Source organism: Rheinheimera sp. EpRS3, assembly GCF_001513785.1.
Classification (GTDB): domain Bacteria; phylum Pseudomonadota; class Gammaproteobacteria; order Enterobacterales; family Alteromonadaceae; genus Alishewanella.
Window position 1 is genome coordinate 103,197 of record NZ_LNQS01000009.1, and the last position, 18,387, is coordinate 121,583.

Sequence of the window (18,387 nt, forward strand, 5' to 3'; positions counted from 1 at the left end):
GGGACGGGTAAAAACAACCGGATTTTGTTGGATATTTAATCAGCTTCCGGTTGTTAACCATAAAAAATCTGGCGCTTTCGCCGGATTTTTTTATGTCTGTTGCATTTGGTTAGCCGCTTTCTGTATTTCAGGCAGGGTAAGGCGGCATCCTGTGCGAATGCTGTTTTTTTATCCTGCCATAAAACGGTTGCTGCTAATCAGGCACATAATAACCACATAACACACCCTGCCATGCACTAACCCACTGCGCCTTATCTGCATTTTTGTTCTGCCTGCCTTGCCATACTTCGGCAGGAGTTAGCCCACCTAAATTCTGATGAGTTCGGATTTGGTTATACCAAGCGCGGTAAATCGCCAGCTCGGTTTGGAGATCACATTGGTTGAAGTTTAGCTGCTGCCATTTCTGTTTAAACGTACCAAAGAGGCGCTCAATTCTGCCGTTTTGCCAAGGGCTGGCAACCTTTGTTGTTTGGTGTTTAATGCCGAGTAATTTCAGGCAACTTTTTAACCACCATGAATTAAAACAGGCTTCATTGTCCGACCGGATAAATTTGGGCAAGCCAAATTGTCTTATTGCCTGGCAGATCTCAAGAAGCAGCACATCGGAATGTTTAGATTTCAGCTCCCGCAGCGCAATACTCAGCCTTGAACCGTGATCGACAATTCCAAGAATGAGTTTTTGCTGTTTGCTCAGTGTCACCGTAGTTAAATCCATGCCCCAGGTTTGGTTAACCGGCAAGGTGCGCGGTGGCTTGTGCTTAATATCCCGGCGCAGAATGCGTATCTGGTACTGCTGATTTTTTATCTGATAGTAAACAAAGGTTTTCCCCACGCTATCACCGTTATGGCCGTAGCGCTGGTTAAACAACTCCGCTACTTTACCGGCCCCGTAGCCAGATATCGCTGCCAAATAGAGCACCTTGTCCACCACCCATTGCGGCTTTTTACGGTTTTTGTAGTAACGCTGTGTTGGCAAAACTGCTGTAATGGGTTTGGCATAAAGAGGTGCTGTCTGTGGTTTTCGGGTAAAGCAGCTGTACCAGCCTTTCAGCATCAGCAATAAGCTAAAGCTTATGTAAATTAGTAACTTTAAAAGCATGTTGTCTATAGTTCACTGAGCAGGGTTCTGAGTATACACATCCCTGATGATCGTCCTCCCGGCTCGGACGTCCTTTGTCCTCGCGTTCAGCCCTAAGAAAGCTGCGCGCCCTCGCTTTCTTCAAGACGGGCCTTACCCTGCAAGGCAGTAAATTCAGCGCCGCAGGCGATATCAGCCTCAATGCCGGTAACGACGTACTGCTGGGCGCAGTAGAAAAACTCAGCGGCCACGAGAAGTACTTTAAAGGCGGCCACGATATAGAACTGCACCGCACTTATGATGTAGTCAGCTTTGACGCCGGCGGCAATTTAAGCGTGGTGGCGGGGAATAATTTGCAGTCTGAGGGGGCACAATTTAATGCCGGTGGCATAGCGGCCCTTGCAGCAGGTAACGATATGAACCTGCTGGCGGTGGTGGAATCGCATTACGATGCTGATAAAACCACCAAAAAGAGTACTTTTAAGAAAAAAGTTACCGAAACGGTAAGCCTGCATGAAGAAGTGCAGGGCACCAGTATTACTGCCGGTAATATCCTGCTAAATGCCACGGTGGATGAGGCAGGCAATGTAGTTGAACTGCCTGGCGGCAATATCACTATGGTAGGCAGTAACCTTAACGCTGAGCAGAATATTATTGCCTTTGGTAATGATATTACCGTAACAGCCGGTACATATCAGGACTACGCCTACAGCCACACCAGCAAGAGCAGCTTTGGCGGTTTAAAATCAAAAAGCCGTGAAGAGTTGGCGCAGGATGCGCTGCTGGCAGGCTCTGAGTTAACTGCGGGTGGCAATATTCTGCTCAATGCCGGTAACGATATCGCCATCCTGGCCAGTGAGCTGAACGGCGACAATATCGGCTTAACCGCCTTTAACGAAGTGCTGGTAGCCTCGGGTGAAGAAAGCAGTATTCGTGAGTCACGCAGTCAATCCGGTGGTTTCTTTAGCGGCGGCAGCCTGTTCTCCTCCAAAGAAGCGTTAAGTGGTTTAGCCAGCATCACCGCCGACAGTTCAGTCATTAACGCCAGCGGCAATATTATTATTGATGCCGGCAGTGCTACCGTGATTGGCTCGGTGTTGGATGCGGATAAAGGCATATCGGTTAAAACGGATATTGGTGATATTCAGGTACTGGCGGCAAGGGAAACCACCGAGACCTATTCACGTGAGCAAAATATCAGCGTCAGCTTCGGTGATGCGTTAAAAGCGCTGACCCGGCCGGACGAGCTGTTAAAAGCTGAAAATGGCCAGTTAAAACTGAGCCTGGGCAGTGCCACTTACGATAAAGTCGATTTTGCTAGCAACGCCACTCACCACAAAGCCAGTGAGTTAAATGCCGGTGAGGGTATTCAGCTGGATTCGGTTGCAGATATTAAGATTGAAGGTTCGGCGATTAATGCTCAAGGCAATGTCAACCTGATAGCTGGTGGCGATGTTGTTGTTAAAGAAGCCACAGGCAGCTACAGCGAAACCTTGGAAGAAGTGCATGGTAAGGCTGAAATCAGTCTGGTGGTGCAACATCAGGCGGTAGAGGTTGCAAAGGCGGCGATGGCGGTAGATGACGCTAAAGACCAGGTAAAACAGGCCGAAGCGGATTACCGTAAATACCAGAAAGAAAAAGACCAACTGGAAACCACCTTAGCGCAACTGGAAGCTGATTATCAGAACAAAGTACCTGGCGTAAATTACAGCGACATTGTAGAGCTGCGTAACCTGCTGGACGATGTAAAAGGTGATGAAGCCTGGTACGTGGCAGGTATCGCTACTGCCAGTGCTAACTTGGTCAGTAAAAGCACCTTGCTGGTACAACAAACCGCAGCGGCAGCGCAAAGCGGTGCCACCTATGGCTTTAATGCCGGCTTACAGCTGGATATAGCGGCCAGTAAAACCGACAGCAGCCTGGATGCGACCAGCTCAGTGGCCTCCACCATTAACGGCAATAATATCAATATTGTTACCGGAGGCGATGGCCAAAGCGGCAATACCCTTATTCAGGGCAGTGCACTTAACGCCAACCAAAACCTGAATATCTTTACCGGCGAGCTTAATGTGCTGGCCAGCCAGGATACGCAGCGCTCAGAAACCGATACTCAAAGCGGCAGTATGACCATAGCGCAAACGGTGTGGGGCGCAGCAGGCGGGCCAACGGTGAATGCCAGCTTAAACAGCAGCCAGCAGCAGGATAAACAAACCACACACACCAACAGTAGCTTAACGGCAGATAACCTGAACATCGTCACCACCGGCGATGCCAATATTATCGGCGGCAACCTGCACGGTGCCAGCAGTGTATACATGGATATTGGCGGTGATTTACTACTTGAGTCGGTGCAAGACCGCTTTAGCGGCAGCAATAAAGGCTTTGGTATCAGTGGCGGTGCAGGTTTTGATGGCAGCAGCGGTGATACAAGCAGCGTAAATGGTGGTATTAATGCCAGCAATGGCCGTTACCAAACCACCGAAACGGTGCTAAGCAGCATTACCGGCGGCGCCGTTAATATTGATGTAAACGGCCATACCCAGCTAACCGGCGCCTTAATTGCGGCACAGGATGCACAAGGTAATGACACCGGCAACTTAAGCCTGAACACCGGTAGCTTTAACTTTACTGATTTGAGCAACCGTAGCTATAGCAGTAACCAGAGCTTTGGTATCAGTGGCAGTGTCGGGGTAAGTGATGCCGCCAACCCGGCAGACCCAAACCAGAGCAATACCGATTTAGCGTTAAACAGCAGCAACTACAGCTACCAGAACCAAAGTAGCCAAAGCCTGGATAAAACCTTAGCCACTGTTGGCCAGGGCAATATCACCGTGGGCGGCAATGAAGTTGAGCCACAAGGTTTAAACCGCGATGTTGATGCCATTAACAAAGAGTTGTACGCAGTAGACCGCCAGCAGGGCAATATTGACCTGACAGTAGACCACAGGTTGTTAACTGAGGAAGGGCGGGAACAAATTGCACAGGATGCAGAAGTTGTGCAAGAGGCTGTTGGTGATGTTGCACATAACCTTGGGCTGAATGACATAACCCAGTTTTTATATAACATTGACAATCCCAATGTATCAGCAGCACTTAAAGATAATGCTGAAAAAACACTAGATCTGCTGATTGCGTCAGGAGTTGACCCCGCAGTTGCTAAAGCGCTGTTAACAAATCCTGCGTTTTATAGCGTTGTTGGTGACATCCTAACCAATGGCGATGCAATAGGGGATGGTAAAATTACACCTGCTGCAAGCAGTGGTAGTGATAATCAGTCATCACCTGTGCCAGGTGAGCCTATTGAAATACTGATTACAGGTGTTAAACCTACCCCGCTACAAAAAGTTCTGCTCGGTATGAACAATGTAAAAGAGTTTGTATCTGGTTTACCTGCAGAAGAAGCACAGGCCGCCATGATTGGATTGGGCCTGCTTACTGGCGGCGTAATTAAAACCGCAGTGGATGTTGCAAAAGATATTGTTGTTGACACAGCACTCGGAGAGCAAATCAGAGACTTGCAGCAAAGCGTTGCGAAAGTTGTTGCGGCTGGAGCTACCGGGGTTGACGTCGATACCCATGAGCGCTTTTTGGGAATAGAAGTCGATGGCGGCTTCTCAACTAATCTGCAAGCGGGGTCAGAATTCGGCCTTGAAGTACTAGGTTTAGGCGCTGGTATAGGGTTTGTTAAAAAAGGCGATGGCGCTTCTTCACCGTTACCAGAGGGGTATCAGCGAAATACTGATGGTACTATAACGGGACCTGGAGGCGGCAAGGCGGTAGATACCGGTTATGCTGTAGACGGGCAAACCGTTTATCAGCGTCAAGGAGAGAGTGGCAACGGCAGTTACTATACGATTGATGCAGATGGTAAGCAGCAACCTATTAAGTCTCCAAGGCCTAAAACTGATATTGGTGAAAAGCGAGATCATCATAATGCGGAGGTTGCGGATATTGGTGGTCAATATCAGAACAAGGGTGATGTTGTAGTATATGATGGGTCGGTGACAGGTAATTGCGGAACAACATGCAAGCCCGATATATTCCATATGGGGCAAGATGGCAGTATGGGTTTTATTGAAGTTAAAACTGGCAATGCAGGATTATCCACAAATCAATCCAAGGTATTTGAACAGGTCGGAGTGGACGCTAGTGGCAAGCCGCAGTATCGGATTCCGCCAGATGCAGTTCCTAGCGGTAAGCTGGCTAAACAACTGGACGCCAGACCAGGACAAACCTTTGCTGACTTAGGTTATCCTAATGGCATCCCCGTGAAAATAGTCGAAACGGACGGTATAGGAGGGTAGGTTGAAAAAAGCGGAGTTGATTAAGTCACTAAAGAGTAAATATAAATTTGAGAAAATTGATAGTGACTGGATATTTAATTTAAAGAATGATGAAAATGGGATGCTAGATATTATTCCTAACGTAGCTGGAAGACTTGGAGCTCAGTACTTGAGGTGCATGGCTTCTATGAGTTTGCCTTGGTATGTGGAACTGCAAAGACAAGTTTTTCAAGAAGAGGATGGTTTTCTGCGGCCTTTATTTATAGGGGGGGACTCAAACTTTAAACCCCCAGCGGGAGTTGTGGAAGAAGTTCACTTGGATGCAATGATTGAAAGCAGTATCAATTGGTTTAAACAGCAATGTAAGCCAAGTGTGATAGCTGCCGATTTAGCTATTCATTATGAGAAGCGTAGTGGAGTTCCTCCATCCCGTTGGCAGTTTAAACACATATTGACCTGTGTACTAAAAGGCGATGTAGATAAATTACAAAGTTATTTAGATGCTTTTAAGCGCGGTGACCGAATGGAGTTTATCCCTATTATTCAGCAAGAGTACTTCGAGCGAGCGATTCCTCTGGCTGAAAAATACCGATCTGGCGAGTTAGTATCACCTGTTCAGTTTTGATAAAGTGTATTAGTCCCGACTTGATCTGACACATCTACTTGAAAAGATGAGAGTTACCAGTTTTGATATGGGTGTCGAATCCGTAATCAAAAACAAAAGGTAACTCTCATGCTGCATACTAACAATCCGATAATTAAACACAAGGCTGGGCTGCTGAATTTAGCTCAGGAGCTTAATAACGTCTCAAAAGCCTGCAAGGTTATGGGCGTCTCTCGTGACACGTTTTGCCGCAGAAAAAGGGGTCGAGAAAAAGGGGTCGAAGCTAATAAAGTAAAACTGAACTACACTGGTTACAAATAAATAACATGGTAATCAGCGATGGCCCGCAAACCCCGCTTTTACGTAAAAGGTATTCCTTGCCATGTGGTCCAACGTGGCAATAACCGGCAAGCTTGTTTTTACTGCGACGATGATTTTGGTTTTTACATGCAAAGCCTGGGTGAGGCTTTAAAGCGTTACCAGGTGGAATTGCATGCGTTTGTGTTAATGACAAATCACGTACATTTATTGATGACACCGCAAGATAGCGAGGGTATTTCCCGAGTAATGCAAAGTGTTGGGCGGGACTACGTGCGTTATATAAACAGCCATTATCGGCGAACAGGCACGTTGTGGGAAGGACGGCATAAAGCCAGCCTGATAGACAGCGAACAATACTTGTTGCTGTGTTTGCGCTACATAGAATTAAACCCGGTAAGGGCGTTAATGGTAACGCACCCTGGCGAGTATCGCTGGTCGAGTTTTCAATATCATGGTTATGGCAAGGCGATAAAGAGCCTGACACCGCATCCGTTATACCTTAACCTTGGTGCAGAAGCTGAAACGCGCAGAGAAGCCTACAAAGCATTATTTAGTTACGATATTACTGATGAGGATATGCGGGAATTACGGCAATGCTTAAAGCATAACTACCCGTTGGGCGGCGAGCGTTTTCGGGCAGAGATAGAGCATATGCTTGGTGTGCGGTTAGGGCGGCAGGGGCCGGGCAGACCGATGAGACCGATGAAGGAGTATTAGCTCCGACCCCTTTTTCCCTTTTAGCTCCGACCCCTTTTTCCCAGACCCCTTTTTCCCAAGCAAGGCGGCAGTTCTGGAAGAGTTTTTACACGGAACGCAAACACGACTAGGTATTACTGATAAGTTGGGTACAAGTGGACTTGGTAGTGCTGAGACGCATGTAAAAGACTTTATGATCAGACATCAAAAAATGTTAGGACTAGGTGCTGAAGATGTCGAAATATTGAAGACACTAAGAGATAAGGGGCTCTAACAATGAATGTTAGAATGAGAATAACTGAGAAGTTTGAGTTGTCAGGTGGTGTCACAGTCTTAATTTGTAAAGATTGCGAGTCAAATATTAATGTCGTAGGCAAACAGTTCAGCTTAGTTTCTGGCGGTAATCTTCGGCAGACTCTGACAATAATTGGTAAGCGGAGTATATTGAATCAGAAATCAAAATTTGACCAAGTGGCTTTTGAAACAAAAGACACTGTTGAGCTGTCGCAAAAAGAAGCGCAAAGCGGAGAATGGCAGTTGGTTGGAGACTAGGATGCTGTCATGTTAGTTGTAAAAAATCTGGCTGCTTAGCTGTGTGATTTCCTCGTTTATCTGTTTCAATTTTAAAGCGCTGGATCTGGCCGCTGGCAGCTAGTGTTTGCGGTGAAGCTGGCGCAATGCCAGCCTCCGGCATCGCCTCTAGCGATGTTTTATTGGTCGTTGGCAGCCTCCAGCAAGCGGAAAATTTTCAGTCTTAGCCGCTTATCAATACCAAGTTGTAAAGCCCGTTTAACTTCCATCAGATGCCAGTGCCAGGAAACGCTCGGTTTGTCTGTACGGAATTTAGCGATTACAAAACCAAGCGGAATGAGCATTTCATTCAGGTATTGGCTGGCGTTGTGGTGGTTATTACTCTTGATGAACTTTGATAGCTGGTCAGTTGCTATGCCTTGATTAGCCGCAATAACTCTCAGATAAGCGTTGTACTCATTATACTTTAACAAGCTAATTAGTTGCTCTACATCGGTTGGCGCTAGTCTATTTAGTCTAGATTTCGCTTGCCTCTGCTGTTTAGATGAATTAAATTCCATAGTGTTAACCTCTTTTCAGTATTGAATAGGTGTTAAAAAAGGTCAGTGCATCCGCCAAGTTGCTTGCTGACCTTTTCATTTCTGTGTTACTCATGCTGCGGTATCTTGTTTGCTTTGACTGATGCGTTGATCAAGCCATTCAGTAATGTCACTTATTAGCCAGGCAACGGCTCTATCACCAAGTTCTATTGGCTTTGGCGCTTCCCCTTTCTTAACTTTTGAATACCAAAATGGCTGCTGCATTTTGTCATTGCCAAGACTTCAGACAGATTAATTACATTCATTTTGAAACCTCATTAAAGTGGTATGTTAAGCCTCATCCTCCGAAGGCTTGTTAAATGCTAAGTGGATTCGTGCAAAACTGCAAACAAAACTTCAAACAAAATATCTCCATAAGTTATTGATAAGGTTGAATTAAATTCAGCGATGGCATGGGTTAGGCTGTCGTAAGTTGTTAATATTTAATCGAATCGACTAATTAGACTACTGTTTTTTTTATTCCAGTATTTCCTCCGAAATATTTTACTTATTTCTATTCGTTCTATTAAATAGAGTGTAATTCGGCAATACTCGGTAACGATTCAGTATAAAAAAGCCGCTAAAATGCGGCCTTTCGGGGATTCGGTAACTACCCAACAAGAAAAAGATTCTTTTTGCCTGCTGCCAAACTTAGGTTTCCGGTTGCGGCTTCTTCTATGCGGTTGCTCCACCATTCCATAAGCTTTGTTCTGCGCTCAATGTATTTTTGCTTTATTGTAAGTTGCTTCCTTGAGGGAGAAATCCCGAGCTGCAGGCCACCGTTGTCGTACAAGAAATATAACTTTTCTTTTGGGTTGGGATTATGGACTTGTGTGTCACTCAGCAGCTTGGTTTTCTCGGACATAGTCATTTTCTTAGTACTACAGAAAATGCACTGACGATGCTGTAGTACATCCTGTAGTACATTCCGTGGCGGACTCTACCAAACGGTTCTGTACTAAAGTTGCACTATTATTTTTTTAAGATACTGATTTTATATTGATTTTTTAACTTTATTGATCTTGGCTGGACTTTCTGTTTGGAGGTTATGGCTGCCCCAGCAGGAATCGAACCTGCAACTGCCCCTTAGGAGGGGGCCGTTATATCCATTTAACTATGGGGCAACGGCGCGAAATTCTAACAGAGTGCGCCGGGGTTGGGAACCTGCATACTTAGTAACCGCTGCTTTTACGTACACTTACTACATCGCCCGGCTGAATATGCTGCAGTAACTCTTGTTTATCAGTGCTGGCCCAGGCATTTCGCTCTGTCAGTTCTGTAATGGTGAGGTTTAGCTGGCTTTGTAGCAACCGTTTTACACCTGGTGTAGTAGGGTGGCGTTGTAGCTGGAACAGCTGCAATTCATCACCAATCTGCAAGCCGTGCAGTTTGCCAAGATCGAGCATAATTTCATTTTTTCTTACCTGCTTTATCGCACTGAGTAGCGGCTTACATTGCAACTGTTGTTGCATATCTGCGGCGATGATCTGCAGCAGTTTGTCTACTTTACTGCCATAAGGCATTTGCCAGAACGCCTGGCTGTGGCTGGCTGGCGTGTTGTGGCTTTTATAAGGCCAACTGGCACTGGTGCGGTATTCCTGCTGATACACTATGTTTTGCTCGAACAGATCAAACAGCGTTACATCAATAGCAAAGTAGCGCTGTTTTAAATCTTTTTGCCAGAAGTGGCTGGTGGTTTGGCCAAGAGACATGTCGTTGATACGCGCGCTTATAACATACTGATACCCCTGGCTAAACAGTTGTTCGGTTGCCGGGTATACCAGATATTGCAATGGCATTTCCTGCGGTAAACTGCTTACCGTGGCGGTGGGGCTGTAATCGCGTAAGTGGCGCTCTAACTGCGTTGTGCTGTGTTCACCCAGATCAAATAATTCGCCGTATATAGCGTCCTGGCGGGCCTGCAGCTGAATTTGGCTTAGTAATACTGGTTTACGGTATGGGTTGCCGCTGCAGTTGCTTATTTGTGGGGTGATATCTGCGCGTAGTGTTACTGTCAGCATATTATTGTGCTGGTTTTCAGATAACAGCTGTAGTTTGCGGATCTGTGCATTGCTGACTACACCCAGTTGTTCTTGCTGCAAAATGCCATTAATAAGTTGCTGGGTGCTGCTTAGGCTGGCGCCGGCAAATAATGCGGCTCTTTTCAGCGCATCTTCAATAGCTGCCTGACGGGCTGAGTCTATATCGCCTTGTTCAATAACGGCCTGGCCGGTTGCTTCATACCAGTCTGCTGTGCTGTTTGCACTGAACAGGGTTACAGCAAGCACTGCGATAAATGGGTAAAGTTTCATATAAAGTCTGCAATAAATTGGCACTGCGGATAACTAAGCAAAATGTATGCCTTAAGCTAAAGTGCTATTAAATTATGGCGTGAATATTGCTAATTCTGTTTGACAGCTAACTTTTAGTGCACAGTAAGTTTATTGTGCTGCAGGAGAATAAACATGACAGCGTGGCACACTTTAGTAGTGTTAACTGCCGTATTAGCCGGGGGGTGCTCTCCGCTGGTGAACCGGCATGTAGAGTATGCGCCGGTAAAGCCGGATGCCTTTCCGGTGTTAACTGCGGTAGGTTATGCGCCGATCAGTGTGCAGCATGGTGACAGCAATGAACACAAAATGCTGCAGGCGATGAAAGCATCGAAGCTGGATGCTTACCGTGAACTGACTGAAGTCGTATATGGACAAAAAATTGACGCGACTAATCAGCTACGCGCTATGGTGCTTGAAGATGAGCATTTGTCATCGTCGGTAAAAGGTGTGATAAGTGGCGCCCGGGTGATAAAGACTTATGCCATTGATGATGTATATGTGACGGAGCTGGAACTGGATTTTGAGCAGGTGTACCACTTATATCAAAACACCCAGCCAAGACAAACGATTAAAAGTGTACGTTATTATTACTAACTATGGGCTGAGCGTGGTTCAGGCTTTAATGCCTTTACCTTTACTGTCTACTGCAGGTTTGCCTTTGCTGGTGTAAGTCAGGCCTGATTTACCCCGGCTGGCCAGCAGTTCGGTTTTAAATCTGGCTAGTGTAAGCTGGCTTTGTTCCAGTGTTTGCTGATTAATATCATTTTGCCGTTTACACTCTTCCAGCTTTACATCCAGCGCTGCCACTTTTTGTTTAAACCAGGGCTGTTGTTTTTGCTCATCAATACCAGCGCAGGCGGCCAGTAAGGCATCATTCTGTTGTAGTTGCTGTAGCTGAGTAGTTTTAAGCGTAATAATGCTTTCCAGCACGGCGATATCGCGGCTGGCAAGGGCGGCAATTTCCTGCCGCAAAGACAAAAGCAGCTCATCCAGTAGCTGCTCTTGCTGATCTAATAAGGCGATGATGTCGTTGCTGGCGGTCGTCATTTTTTACCAAACAACTCGCTTTCAAACTGCACTATACGCCGTGCCAGTTGTTCAACATTCACTTTGTACTTACCATCGGTAATCGCCTGTCTGATTTTATCAACCTTCTCCTGATCGATGCCGCTGCTGTTACTGGCTTTTTCGGTCAGTTTAGAAAATTGTTGTGCCTGGGGCGTAATAGACACAGAATCTTGTTTTTGTGCCGCTGCCTGATTGGCATTTTGCTGCACAGTAGCCTGCTGACGTTGGGCATTTTGCTCAACTTTGTCAGTTTTTACTTGCGGACTATTCTGCAAGTTATTGATATTAATAGCCATGCTCGTACCTCATCACCTTAATACAGTTCCTTATGCACAGGTTAACGGCGTTAAACTACAAAACTTTAGTTAATATTTAAAATTTAATACTAACCTGATTTACTGCAATCACTTCTGCTGTTATAGCCCGCTTTGATTGGCGGTTAAGCACGCTTATTACATCACCTAAGCTACCATCGGCTTGTGCTATTCCGGTTGCTGCCACATTTAAGCCACTATTGCTGACTGATATTGTAACAACATCTCCTTTACAGACAAGGCAAAGATCCTGCAAGGTGATAATTTGTCCAATAGACATTGCCCGCCGGGTTTTTGCGCCGATAATTTGCTGAGTATCACTGACCAGGCTACCGCGTAAAAAACGGCGTTCGCGGCTGGCGATATCCAGCATATCGGCAGTGATCAGGCTGCCGGTAGCAATATTTTGTGTCAAAATTACCGTTTGAACGATTTCTTCAATTCGTACAGGTACATACAGTTGCCAGGCCTGTGCTGCACCGCAACGGATTTGTATTGTATTCTGGCGTTGGGTAAGTGGCTGAGACAGTGAAAACTGCAGCGGTTCGTGACAATATTTATAGCCTATTCTGTCGTCCAACGGGCTTACCTGTAGTTGAGTACCGCTATCAGGTGTTACGGCCAGCTCTTGTTGCAACCACGCAGATGCCTGCTCTGTTAACTGAGCCGCTGAGTAGCTGCTAACGTCTTCCTGCGCTGATAAAGGGCTTGCTGCAAGCAGCGTAACGCAGGTAAGTATTTGTTTAAATAAATTTTCGTACTTTTTCATAAGGTTTCGGCTATGCTTTACACGCTAAGGGTTATAACATCAGGGCCAGACTTGGCAGTGTCAAATAACCGTCTGTGACAAGTGCTAAAGCAAGAATCGATCCGGATAGTATTACAGAGGAGCGGCAGATGGCCGGTATTTTAGACTCGGTAAATCAGCGCACACAGTTAGTTGGCCAGAACAGGCTGGAATTACTGTTGTTTAAGCTAAGAGGGCGCCAGCGTTATGGCATTAACGTATTTAAAGTGCGTGAAGTGTTGCAGTGCCCGCCACTTACAGCTATTCCCAAGCGCAATAAGTTTGTCCGGGGCATTGCACATATTCGTGGTCAAACCATTTCGGTTATCGATTTGAGTCTGGCCACCGGCGGTAAACCGATTGAAGATACCAAAAACAGCTTTATTATTATTGCGGAGTATAATCGTTCGGTGCAGGGTTTTTTGGTAGACTCGGTTGAACGCATTATCAATATCAACTGGGAAGCGATAATGCCGCCGCCAAAAGGCACCAGTGGCAAACAAAGCTACCTGACAGCGGTAACGGAAATTGATAAAGAGTTGGTAGAAATTCTGGACGTCGAAAAAATTCTGGAAGAAATTTCCCCTTCGCCAACCGCCATCAGTGCAGATATTAATACCCACAGTATCAGCGAAGACCTGGGCGAGCGGCTTATTCTGATTGCCGATGATTCTGCAGTGGCGCGTAATCAGGTAAAGCGCGCACTGGAAGGGCTGGGTGTTAAGATGCACCTGGTAATGAACGGGCGCGAGGCGCTGCATTATTTGCAAGATGTGGCAAAGAGCTGCAATGAGTCAGTTACTGAAAAAATTGGTTTACTGATTTCTGATATTGAAATGCCGGAAATGGATGGCTATACCCTGACGGCAGAGATTAAACTTGATCCTAAACTGAAAAAGCTGCACGTAATACTGCATACTTCGCTAAGCGGTGTATTTAACCAGCAGATGGTCCAAAAAGTGGGTGCAGATGATTTTATTGCGAAATTTAATCCGGATGAGCTGGCAGAGTCTGTACAGAAGTGGCTGCATACCGACTGAGTTAAGGATTAACAGTGCCAAATAAAGACTTACACGATAAAGAGTATGTGCTGTTCAGGGATTTTCTCGAGCAGCAATGTGGCATTGTGCTGGGCGACAATAAACAGTATTTAGTTAAAAGCCGCTTAGCTCCGCTAATGCAGCGCTTTGGTTTAGCCACATTGTCTGAACTGGTAAATAAAACCCTGAGCCCGTTTGAGCGGCAGTTACGCTCAGCTGTAATAGATGCGATGACAACAAACGAAACCTTGTGGTTTCGTGACACTTATCCTTATGAACTGTTAAAAAAACAGATATTCCCTGAGCTGGAAAAAACTTGCCGTACTGTCAAAATGTGGTCAGCAGCCAGTTCAAGCGGACAGGAGCCTTACTCTATTGCCATGACTGCATTGGAGTACCAACAAAGCCGGCCAGGTGCTTTTAGTTTGGGAGTTCATATAATGGGCACTGATATCTCCAACACTATGCTGGAGCACTGTCAGCGTGCTGAGTATGACGGTTTAGCGTTGTCACGCGGTTTATCGCCGGAGCGGCGCAGCAAGTTTTTTGAAGACAGCGGCAAAGGTATGATGCGTGTTAAAGATAACGTGCGCAAAAATGTGAGTTTCCGCCACCTTAACCTGCTGGACAGCTACACCTTGCTTGGTAAGTTTGACATTATTTTTTGCCGCAACGTGCTGATTTATTTTTCTGCCGATGTGAAGGCAAAAATTATCCGCCAGTTTGCCCAATCCCTTAATCCGCGCGGCTATTTATTTCTCGGTGCGTCGGAATCCTTATCCAGTATTAATGCTGATTTTGAAATGATCCGCTGCAACCCCGGTATTATCTACCGCAAGAAAACTTAATCGGCTTAAGAGTAATATTTGGCCTGAGTTTTGCATTTCATTTGCCATCGCTTAATCAGAGGTGGCAAAAAAATGGCAATCAGTTTTGAAAAAGCATTTGGTATGCACCCTGAAGCCATGCTGGTCCGCGATCAGCGTGCTCAGGTGTTGGCCGAAAATATCGCTAATGCAGATACGCCGGGCTATAAAGCCCGTGATCTGGATTTTCAGCAGGCACTGAACAACGCAAAGTCGCGCCAGTCTGGCGCTATGGCCCGCACTCATGAGCAGCACTTTACTATTTCTACTGCTGCCCGGCATGAAACTAAGTTTCGCAATCCTGATCAGCCTGATACCGGCGACGGTAACAGTGTCGATATTCATCGTGAGCGTAATGCGTTTATGCAAAATAGTCTGGAGTATCAGGCGAGCATGACATTTTTGAATTCCCGGATCAGCGGCTTGAAAAAAGCCATTACCGGTGGAGGCCAGTAATCATGAGTTCTTACAAAATTTTTGATATCACCGGTAGTGGCATGACTGCACAGGCAGTGCGCATGAACACCACCGCCAGCAATATTGCCAACGCTAACAGTGTCAGCAGCAGCGTAGAGCAAACTTACCGCGGTCGGCATGCTGTATTCGCCGCTGATCTGTCGGAAGCAAAGCGCCAGCAGGGTGATGACGGTGTTGGTGTGAAAGTGCTGGGCATTGTTGAGTCAGATGCGCCACTAAACGTGGAGTATTCACCAAATCATCCATTGGCAGACGAGAACGGTTATATCTACAAACCTAATGTCAATATTATGGAAGAGATGGCCAATATGATTTCGGCGTCGCGCTCTTATGAAACCAATGTACAGACAGCAGAAGCGGCAAAACAAATGGTTATGCGCACCTTGCGCTTAGGCCAGGCAAACTAAGGGCATAACAATGACTACTAGCAATGTAAATAACAATACTGCACTGGATGGCATGTATTGGGATGCCGATAAAAAGGTACCAGACAAAAACAACGGTGCTTTAACGCAATCTGATTTCTTTGCCTTGCTTACCCAGCAACTGGCATATCAGGATCCTACCAAGCCGGTAGAAAATGATCAGATGATTGCTCAAATGACCAATTTTACTATGGCTGATGGCATTGGGCAGCTTAATGAAAGCTTTAAAGGCTTTGCAGAAAGTATGTCGTCAAACCAGGCATTGCAGGCTTCGTCTCTTGTTGGCCGCAGTGTGCTAACGCAATCGGATGAAATTGTCTTTACCGGTGATACTTTAGCCCGAGGCAATATTGAGCTGGATAAGCCAGCAAACCGAATGAAAATTAGTATCGAGAATGAAAAAGGTGAGCTGATACAATCATTTAGTGTAGATAACCCGAAGGTTGGTAAAAACGAGTTTGTCTGGGATGGCACTCATACCGGCTCCGGCTCGTCAGGTGGTGGTAGCACTGCTGAAGGCGATGAGATCCCTGATGAAGACGGTGATGAGGTTATCGACAGAGTTAAAGCTGGCGTGTACAAAATTAAAGTTGATGTTAGTTATACCGACGGCACCAACGCCAGCTTGCCGGTGAATGTTTATACCCCGGTAGGCAGTGTCAGTATGAACGGTACCGGTGGCGGAATTATGTTAAACCTGATTGGCCTTGGCGCTGTGAAATTAGGTGATGTGTTAGAAGTTTCTTACGGTTAATAGTGAGCTGAGGTGAATTATGAGTTTTAATATCGCACTAAGCGGCCTGGCCGCCGCACAAAAAGATTTAGATACTACAGCGAATAATATCGCAAACGTTAATACTACCGGTTTTAAAGAGTCGCGGGCTGAATTTGCTGATGTGTATGCCACATCGGTTTTCTCCTCCGGCCGCACGAAAGTGGGTGATGGGGTAACTACCTCAATGGTGGCGCAGCAGTTTAGCCAGGGCTCATTGCAGTTCACCAATAATTCACTGGATTTGGCGATTACCGGTGAGGGCTTTTTTGCCTTAACACCAGATATCCAATCCAGAGATTTAACCTACACCCGTGGCGGTGCTTTTAAACTCAATAAAGATAACTTTATTGTCGACAATAACGGCAATTTTTTGCAGGGCTTTGCCGTGGATCCGCTGGATGGTGAAAACCAGTCCGTTAGTTTAAACACCACAGCACCAATTACGATACCAACTACGGCAGGTGCACCACGAGCTACAAGTAATGTTTTCGTCAATATGAATCTGGACTCGCGAGAGGTACCAACAGATGCTCTGCCATTTGATGCAACTGATAAGGCAACCTATAACCATTCTACGTCGATAACGGTATATGACAGTTTAGGCGAGCCTCATAACGTGAGCATGTATTTTCGCCGAACTGATACCACGCCGCCGGCAAACTCTGAGTGGGAAACTTTTGTGGTATGGGATGATGTAACGGGTGCTCCGTTTCAGGGGGACAATTTGTCATTCGATTCCAGTGGTAACCTTGTGGTGCCGCCGCCACCGACGTTAAATATACCCTTTGCAATATTGAACGACCCTGCCAACGGTTATTTGGATAACGGTGCTCAATATCAGGCTGATGTTGTGGTTAACTTCCGCGATGCTGCTGGCACTAAATTACCGACACAAGTCTCAGCTAACTTTGACCCTACCAGCTTAAGTCAGGATGGTACTACGGTTGGTAGTTTAACCGGTGTAGATATCGACTCTTTTGGTCGAGTACTGGCCAGTTACAGCAATGGTGATTCCGCCTATCTGGCGCAGGTAGCCTTAGTGCGTTTTGCTAATGTGCAGGGCTTAAAACAGGTGGGTAATACTTCGTGGAAGCAAACGATTAACTCGGGAGAACCGATTGGTGGCCAGGCTAACGTTAATACCTTCGGCGCTATCAATTCGTCAGCACTGGAGCAGTCAAACGTTAACCTGACCACTGAGCTGGTTGATTTAATCAGTGCGCAGCGTAACTTTCAGGCGAACTCACGGGCGCTGGAAGTTAACAGTACCTTGCAGCAAACTGTGCTACAAATCCGCTAGATTTTCTGGCGTTATATTGCACCACCTTCGGGTGGTGTTTTTTTATCTGCTGTTTTATTGCTACTTACTACACCCTCACCGACCTCAGCTTTTTTATGGCATCAATTTTGCTTAAGTAATCGAAGATAAAGTAGGCGGAGCATGTTATGGATCACTTGTTATATATCGCTATGAGCGGTGCCAAAGAAAATATGAATGGCATTGCCGTGCGGGCAAACAATCTGGCTAATACCGGCACTGTTGGCTTTAAAGCAGATTTTGAGCAAGCCCGTGCTATGCAGGCGTTTGGTGAAGGTTTACCCACCCGGGTATTTTCATTGACTGAACAGCCAGGTCAAAACTTTGACGCTGGCGCAATCATCATGACAGAGCGTGAGCTTGATGTTGCTATTCAAGGCGAGGGCTGGCTGGCAGTACAGGCACCGGATGGTAACGAGGCCTACACCCGAGCCGGTAACTTGCAGATTAATGCTTTTGGCATGCTGGAAACAACCAATGGTTTAGCGGTAATGGGGGACGATGGCCCTATTCAGCTGCCAGTACCGCTGGCTAAAGTTGAAATTGCTCAGGACGGTACTGTAAGTGTACTGCCGCAGGGCGCGCCTGCAGATGCAATGGTGGCGGCAGGCAGAATAAAGTTGGTGAGGCCACTGAACAGTGAAATAGAAAAAGGTAATGACGGCTTATTCCGGCGCAAAGATGGCCAGCTGGCGGAAGCGGATATTAATGTCAGCCTGCTTAAAGGTGCCATAGAAACCAGCAACGTTAATGCCGTTGGCGAGATGACTTATATGATTAGCCTGCAGCGTCAGTTTGAGCTGCAGGTAAAAATGATGAAAAGCGCTGAAGAGATGGATCAGCAGCAAAATCAGTTACTGAGAATAACGGGCTAAGGGCCTGACTAAATAATG

The 18,387-nt window shown here is 46.3% G+C and carries 20 protein-coding genes, 1 tRNA gene and 1 pseudogene; 13 read left to right on the forward strand and 9 right to left on the reverse strand.

The window, feature by feature from the left end; translation table 11 throughout:
* Positions 1 to 193 precede the first annotated feature (193 nt).
* Positions 194 to 1,099 carry an integrase core domain-containing protein gene (locus tag AR688_RS20725; RefSeq protein ID WP_068234415.1) on the reverse strand — a complete coding sequence of 302 codons (906 nt, stop codon included), beginning with the start codon at positions 1,097 to 1,099 and terminating at the stop codon, positions 194 to 196.
* A gap of 74 nt (positions 1,100 to 1,173) precedes the next feature.
* On the opposite strand from AR688_RS20725, the gene AR688_RS12860 reads away from it, so the two are divergent.
* The 5 genes and pseudogenes from AR688_RS12860 to AR688_RS12880 all read left to right on the forward strand — a co-directional run bounded on the left by AR688_RS12860 (position 1,174) and on the right by AR688_RS12880 (position 7,534).
* The gene (locus tag AR688_RS12860) at positions 1,174 to 5,382 is read left to right on the forward strand and encodes a hemagglutinin repeat-containing protein (protein WP_068234418.1); all 4,209 of its coding nucleotides are present in this window, start codon (positions 1,174 to 1,176) and stop codon (positions 5,380 to 5,382) included.
* 1 nt (position 5,383) lies between these two features.
* Positions 5,384 to 5,986, forward strand: coding sequence for a DUF6990 domain-containing protein (locus tag AR688_RS12865; RefSeq protein ID WP_068234432.1), 603 nt, complete (start codon positions 5,384 to 5,386; stop codon positions 5,984 to 5,986).
* Positions 5,987 to 6,094: 108 nt separating this feature from the next.
* Positions 6,095 to 6,241: pseudogene (locus AR688_RS12870) on the forward strand (helix-turn-helix domain-containing protein); the annotation flags it as partial.
* A 63-nt stretch (positions 6,242 to 6,304) separates the two neighbouring features.
* Positions 6,305 to 7,003, forward strand: a complete 699-nt coding sequence (locus tag AR688_RS12875) for a transposase (protein WP_068234437.1) — start codon at positions 6,305 to 6,307, stop codon at positions 7,001 to 7,003.
* Positions 7,004 to 7,258: 255 nt separating this feature from the next.
* Positions 7,259 to 7,534: a hypothetical protein gene (locus tag AR688_RS12880; protein ID WP_068234440.1), complete on the forward strand. Its 276-nt coding sequence runs from the start codon at positions 7,259 to 7,261 to the stop codon at positions 7,532 to 7,534.
* 158 nt (positions 7,535 to 7,692) lie between these two features.
* On the opposite strand, the gene AR688_RS12885 is transcribed toward AR688_RS12880, so the two are convergent.
* From AR688_RS12885 to AR688_RS12900, 5 genes are all read right to left on the reverse strand, one after another.
* Entirely contained in the window at positions 7,693 to 8,073 is a 381-nt protein-coding gene (locus AR688_RS12885; protein ID WP_068234443.1) for a hypothetical protein, read from the reverse strand.
* A 90-nt stretch (positions 8,074 to 8,163) separates the two neighbouring features.
* Positions 8,164 to 8,316, reverse strand: a complete 153-nt coding sequence (locus AR688_RS20660; RefSeq protein WP_082694771.1) for a helix-turn-helix transcriptional regulator — start codon at positions 8,314 to 8,316, stop codon at positions 8,164 to 8,166.
* A 385-nt stretch (positions 8,317 to 8,701) separates the two neighbouring features.
* Entirely contained in the window at positions 8,702 to 8,956 is a 255-nt protein-coding gene (locus AR688_RS12890; protein ID WP_156420301.1) for a hypothetical protein, read from the reverse strand.
* A 184-nt stretch (positions 8,957 to 9,140) separates the two neighbouring features.
* Positions 9,141 to 9,215 (reverse strand) — tRNA-Arg (locus tag AR688_RS12895).
* 48 nt (positions 9,216 to 9,263) lie between these two features.
* On the reverse strand, positions 9,264 to 10,403 hold the full coding sequence (locus tag AR688_RS12900) for a flagellar assembly protein T N-terminal domain-containing protein (RefSeq protein ID WP_068234448.1): 1,140 nt from the start codon (positions 10,401 to 10,403) through the stop codon (positions 9,264 to 9,266).
* Positions 10,404 to 10,556: 153 nt separating this feature from the next.
* Here AR688_RS12900 and AR688_RS12905 point away from each other — a divergent pair, with 153 nt between their 5' ends.
* Positions 10,557 to 11,018: an LPP20 family lipoprotein gene (locus AR688_RS12905; RefSeq protein ID WP_068234449.1), complete on the forward strand. Its 462-nt coding sequence runs from the start codon at positions 10,557 to 10,559 to the stop codon at positions 11,016 to 11,018.
* A gap of 18 nt (positions 11,019 to 11,036) precedes the next feature.
* On the opposite strand, the gene flgN is transcribed toward AR688_RS12905, so the two are convergent.
* The 3 genes from flgN to flgA all read right to left on the reverse strand — a co-directional run bounded on the left by flgN (position 11,037) and on the right by flgA (position 12,575).
* Complete coding sequence (gene flgN, locus AR688_RS12910) at positions 11,037 to 11,471, reverse strand: flagellar export chaperone FlgN (protein WP_068234450.1); 435 nt, start codon at positions 11,469 to 11,471, stop codon at positions 11,037 to 11,039.
* Positions 11,468 to 11,788 (reverse strand): flagellar biosynthesis anti-sigma factor FlgM, encoded by a 321-nt coding sequence (flgM, locus tag AR688_RS12915; protein ID WP_068234453.1) that lies wholly within the window; start codon positions 11,786 to 11,788, stop codon positions 11,468 to 11,470. Before flgM ends, flgN begins: the two co-directional genes overlap by 4 nt.
* Positions 11,789 to 11,864: 76 nt before the next feature.
* Positions 11,865 to 12,575, reverse strand: coding sequence for a flagellar basal body P-ring formation chaperone FlgA (gene flgA, locus AR688_RS12920; RefSeq protein ID WP_068234455.1), 711 nt, complete (start codon positions 12,573 to 12,575; stop codon positions 11,865 to 11,867).
* A gap of 128 nt (positions 12,576 to 12,703) precedes the next feature.
* Between flgA and AR688_RS12925 the strand changes: the two genes are divergently transcribed.
* The 7 genes from AR688_RS12925 to flgF all read left to right on the forward strand — a co-directional run bounded on the left by AR688_RS12925 (position 12,704) and on the right by flgF (position 18,369).
* The gene (locus tag AR688_RS12925) at positions 12,704 to 13,633 is read left to right on the forward strand and encodes a chemotaxis protein CheV (protein ID WP_068234456.1); all 930 of its coding nucleotides are present in this window, start codon (positions 12,704 to 12,706) and stop codon (positions 13,631 to 13,633) included.
* Positions 13,634 to 13,647: 14 nt separating this feature from the next.
* The gene (locus AR688_RS12930; RefSeq protein WP_068234457.1) at positions 13,648 to 14,481 is read left to right on the forward strand and encodes a CheR family methyltransferase; all 834 of its coding nucleotides are present in this window, start codon (positions 13,648 to 13,650) and stop codon (positions 14,479 to 14,481) included.
* A gap of 72 nt (positions 14,482 to 14,553) precedes the next feature.
* Positions 14,554 to 14,955 (forward strand): flagellar basal body rod protein FlgB, encoded by a 402-nt coding sequence (gene flgB, locus AR688_RS12935; protein ID WP_068234463.1) that lies wholly within the window; start codon positions 14,554 to 14,556, stop codon positions 14,953 to 14,955.
* A 2-nt stretch (positions 14,956 to 14,957) separates the two neighbouring features.
* On the forward strand, positions 14,958 to 15,383 hold the full coding sequence (gene flgC / locus AR688_RS12940; RefSeq protein WP_068234466.1) for a flagellar basal body rod protein FlgC: 426 nt from the start codon (positions 14,958 to 14,960) through the stop codon (positions 15,381 to 15,383).
* Positions 15,384 to 15,393: 10 nt separating this feature from the next.
* On the forward strand, positions 15,394 to 16,155 hold the full coding sequence (locus AR688_RS12945) for a flagellar hook assembly protein FlgD (RefSeq protein ID WP_068234471.1): 762 nt from the start codon (positions 15,394 to 15,396) through the stop codon (positions 16,153 to 16,155).
* Positions 16,156 to 16,174: 19 nt separating this feature from the next.
* Complete coding sequence (flgE, locus tag AR688_RS12950) at positions 16,175 to 17,476, forward strand: flagellar hook protein FlgE (protein ID WP_068234473.1); 1,302 nt, start codon at positions 16,175 to 16,177, stop codon at positions 17,474 to 17,476.
* Positions 17,477 to 17,622: 146 nt separating this feature from the next.
* Complete coding sequence (gene flgF, locus AR688_RS12955) at positions 17,623 to 18,369, forward strand: flagellar basal-body rod protein FlgF (RefSeq protein WP_068234475.1); 747 nt, start codon at positions 17,623 to 17,625, stop codon at positions 18,367 to 18,369.
* Positions 18,370 to 18,387 lie beyond the last annotated feature (18 nt).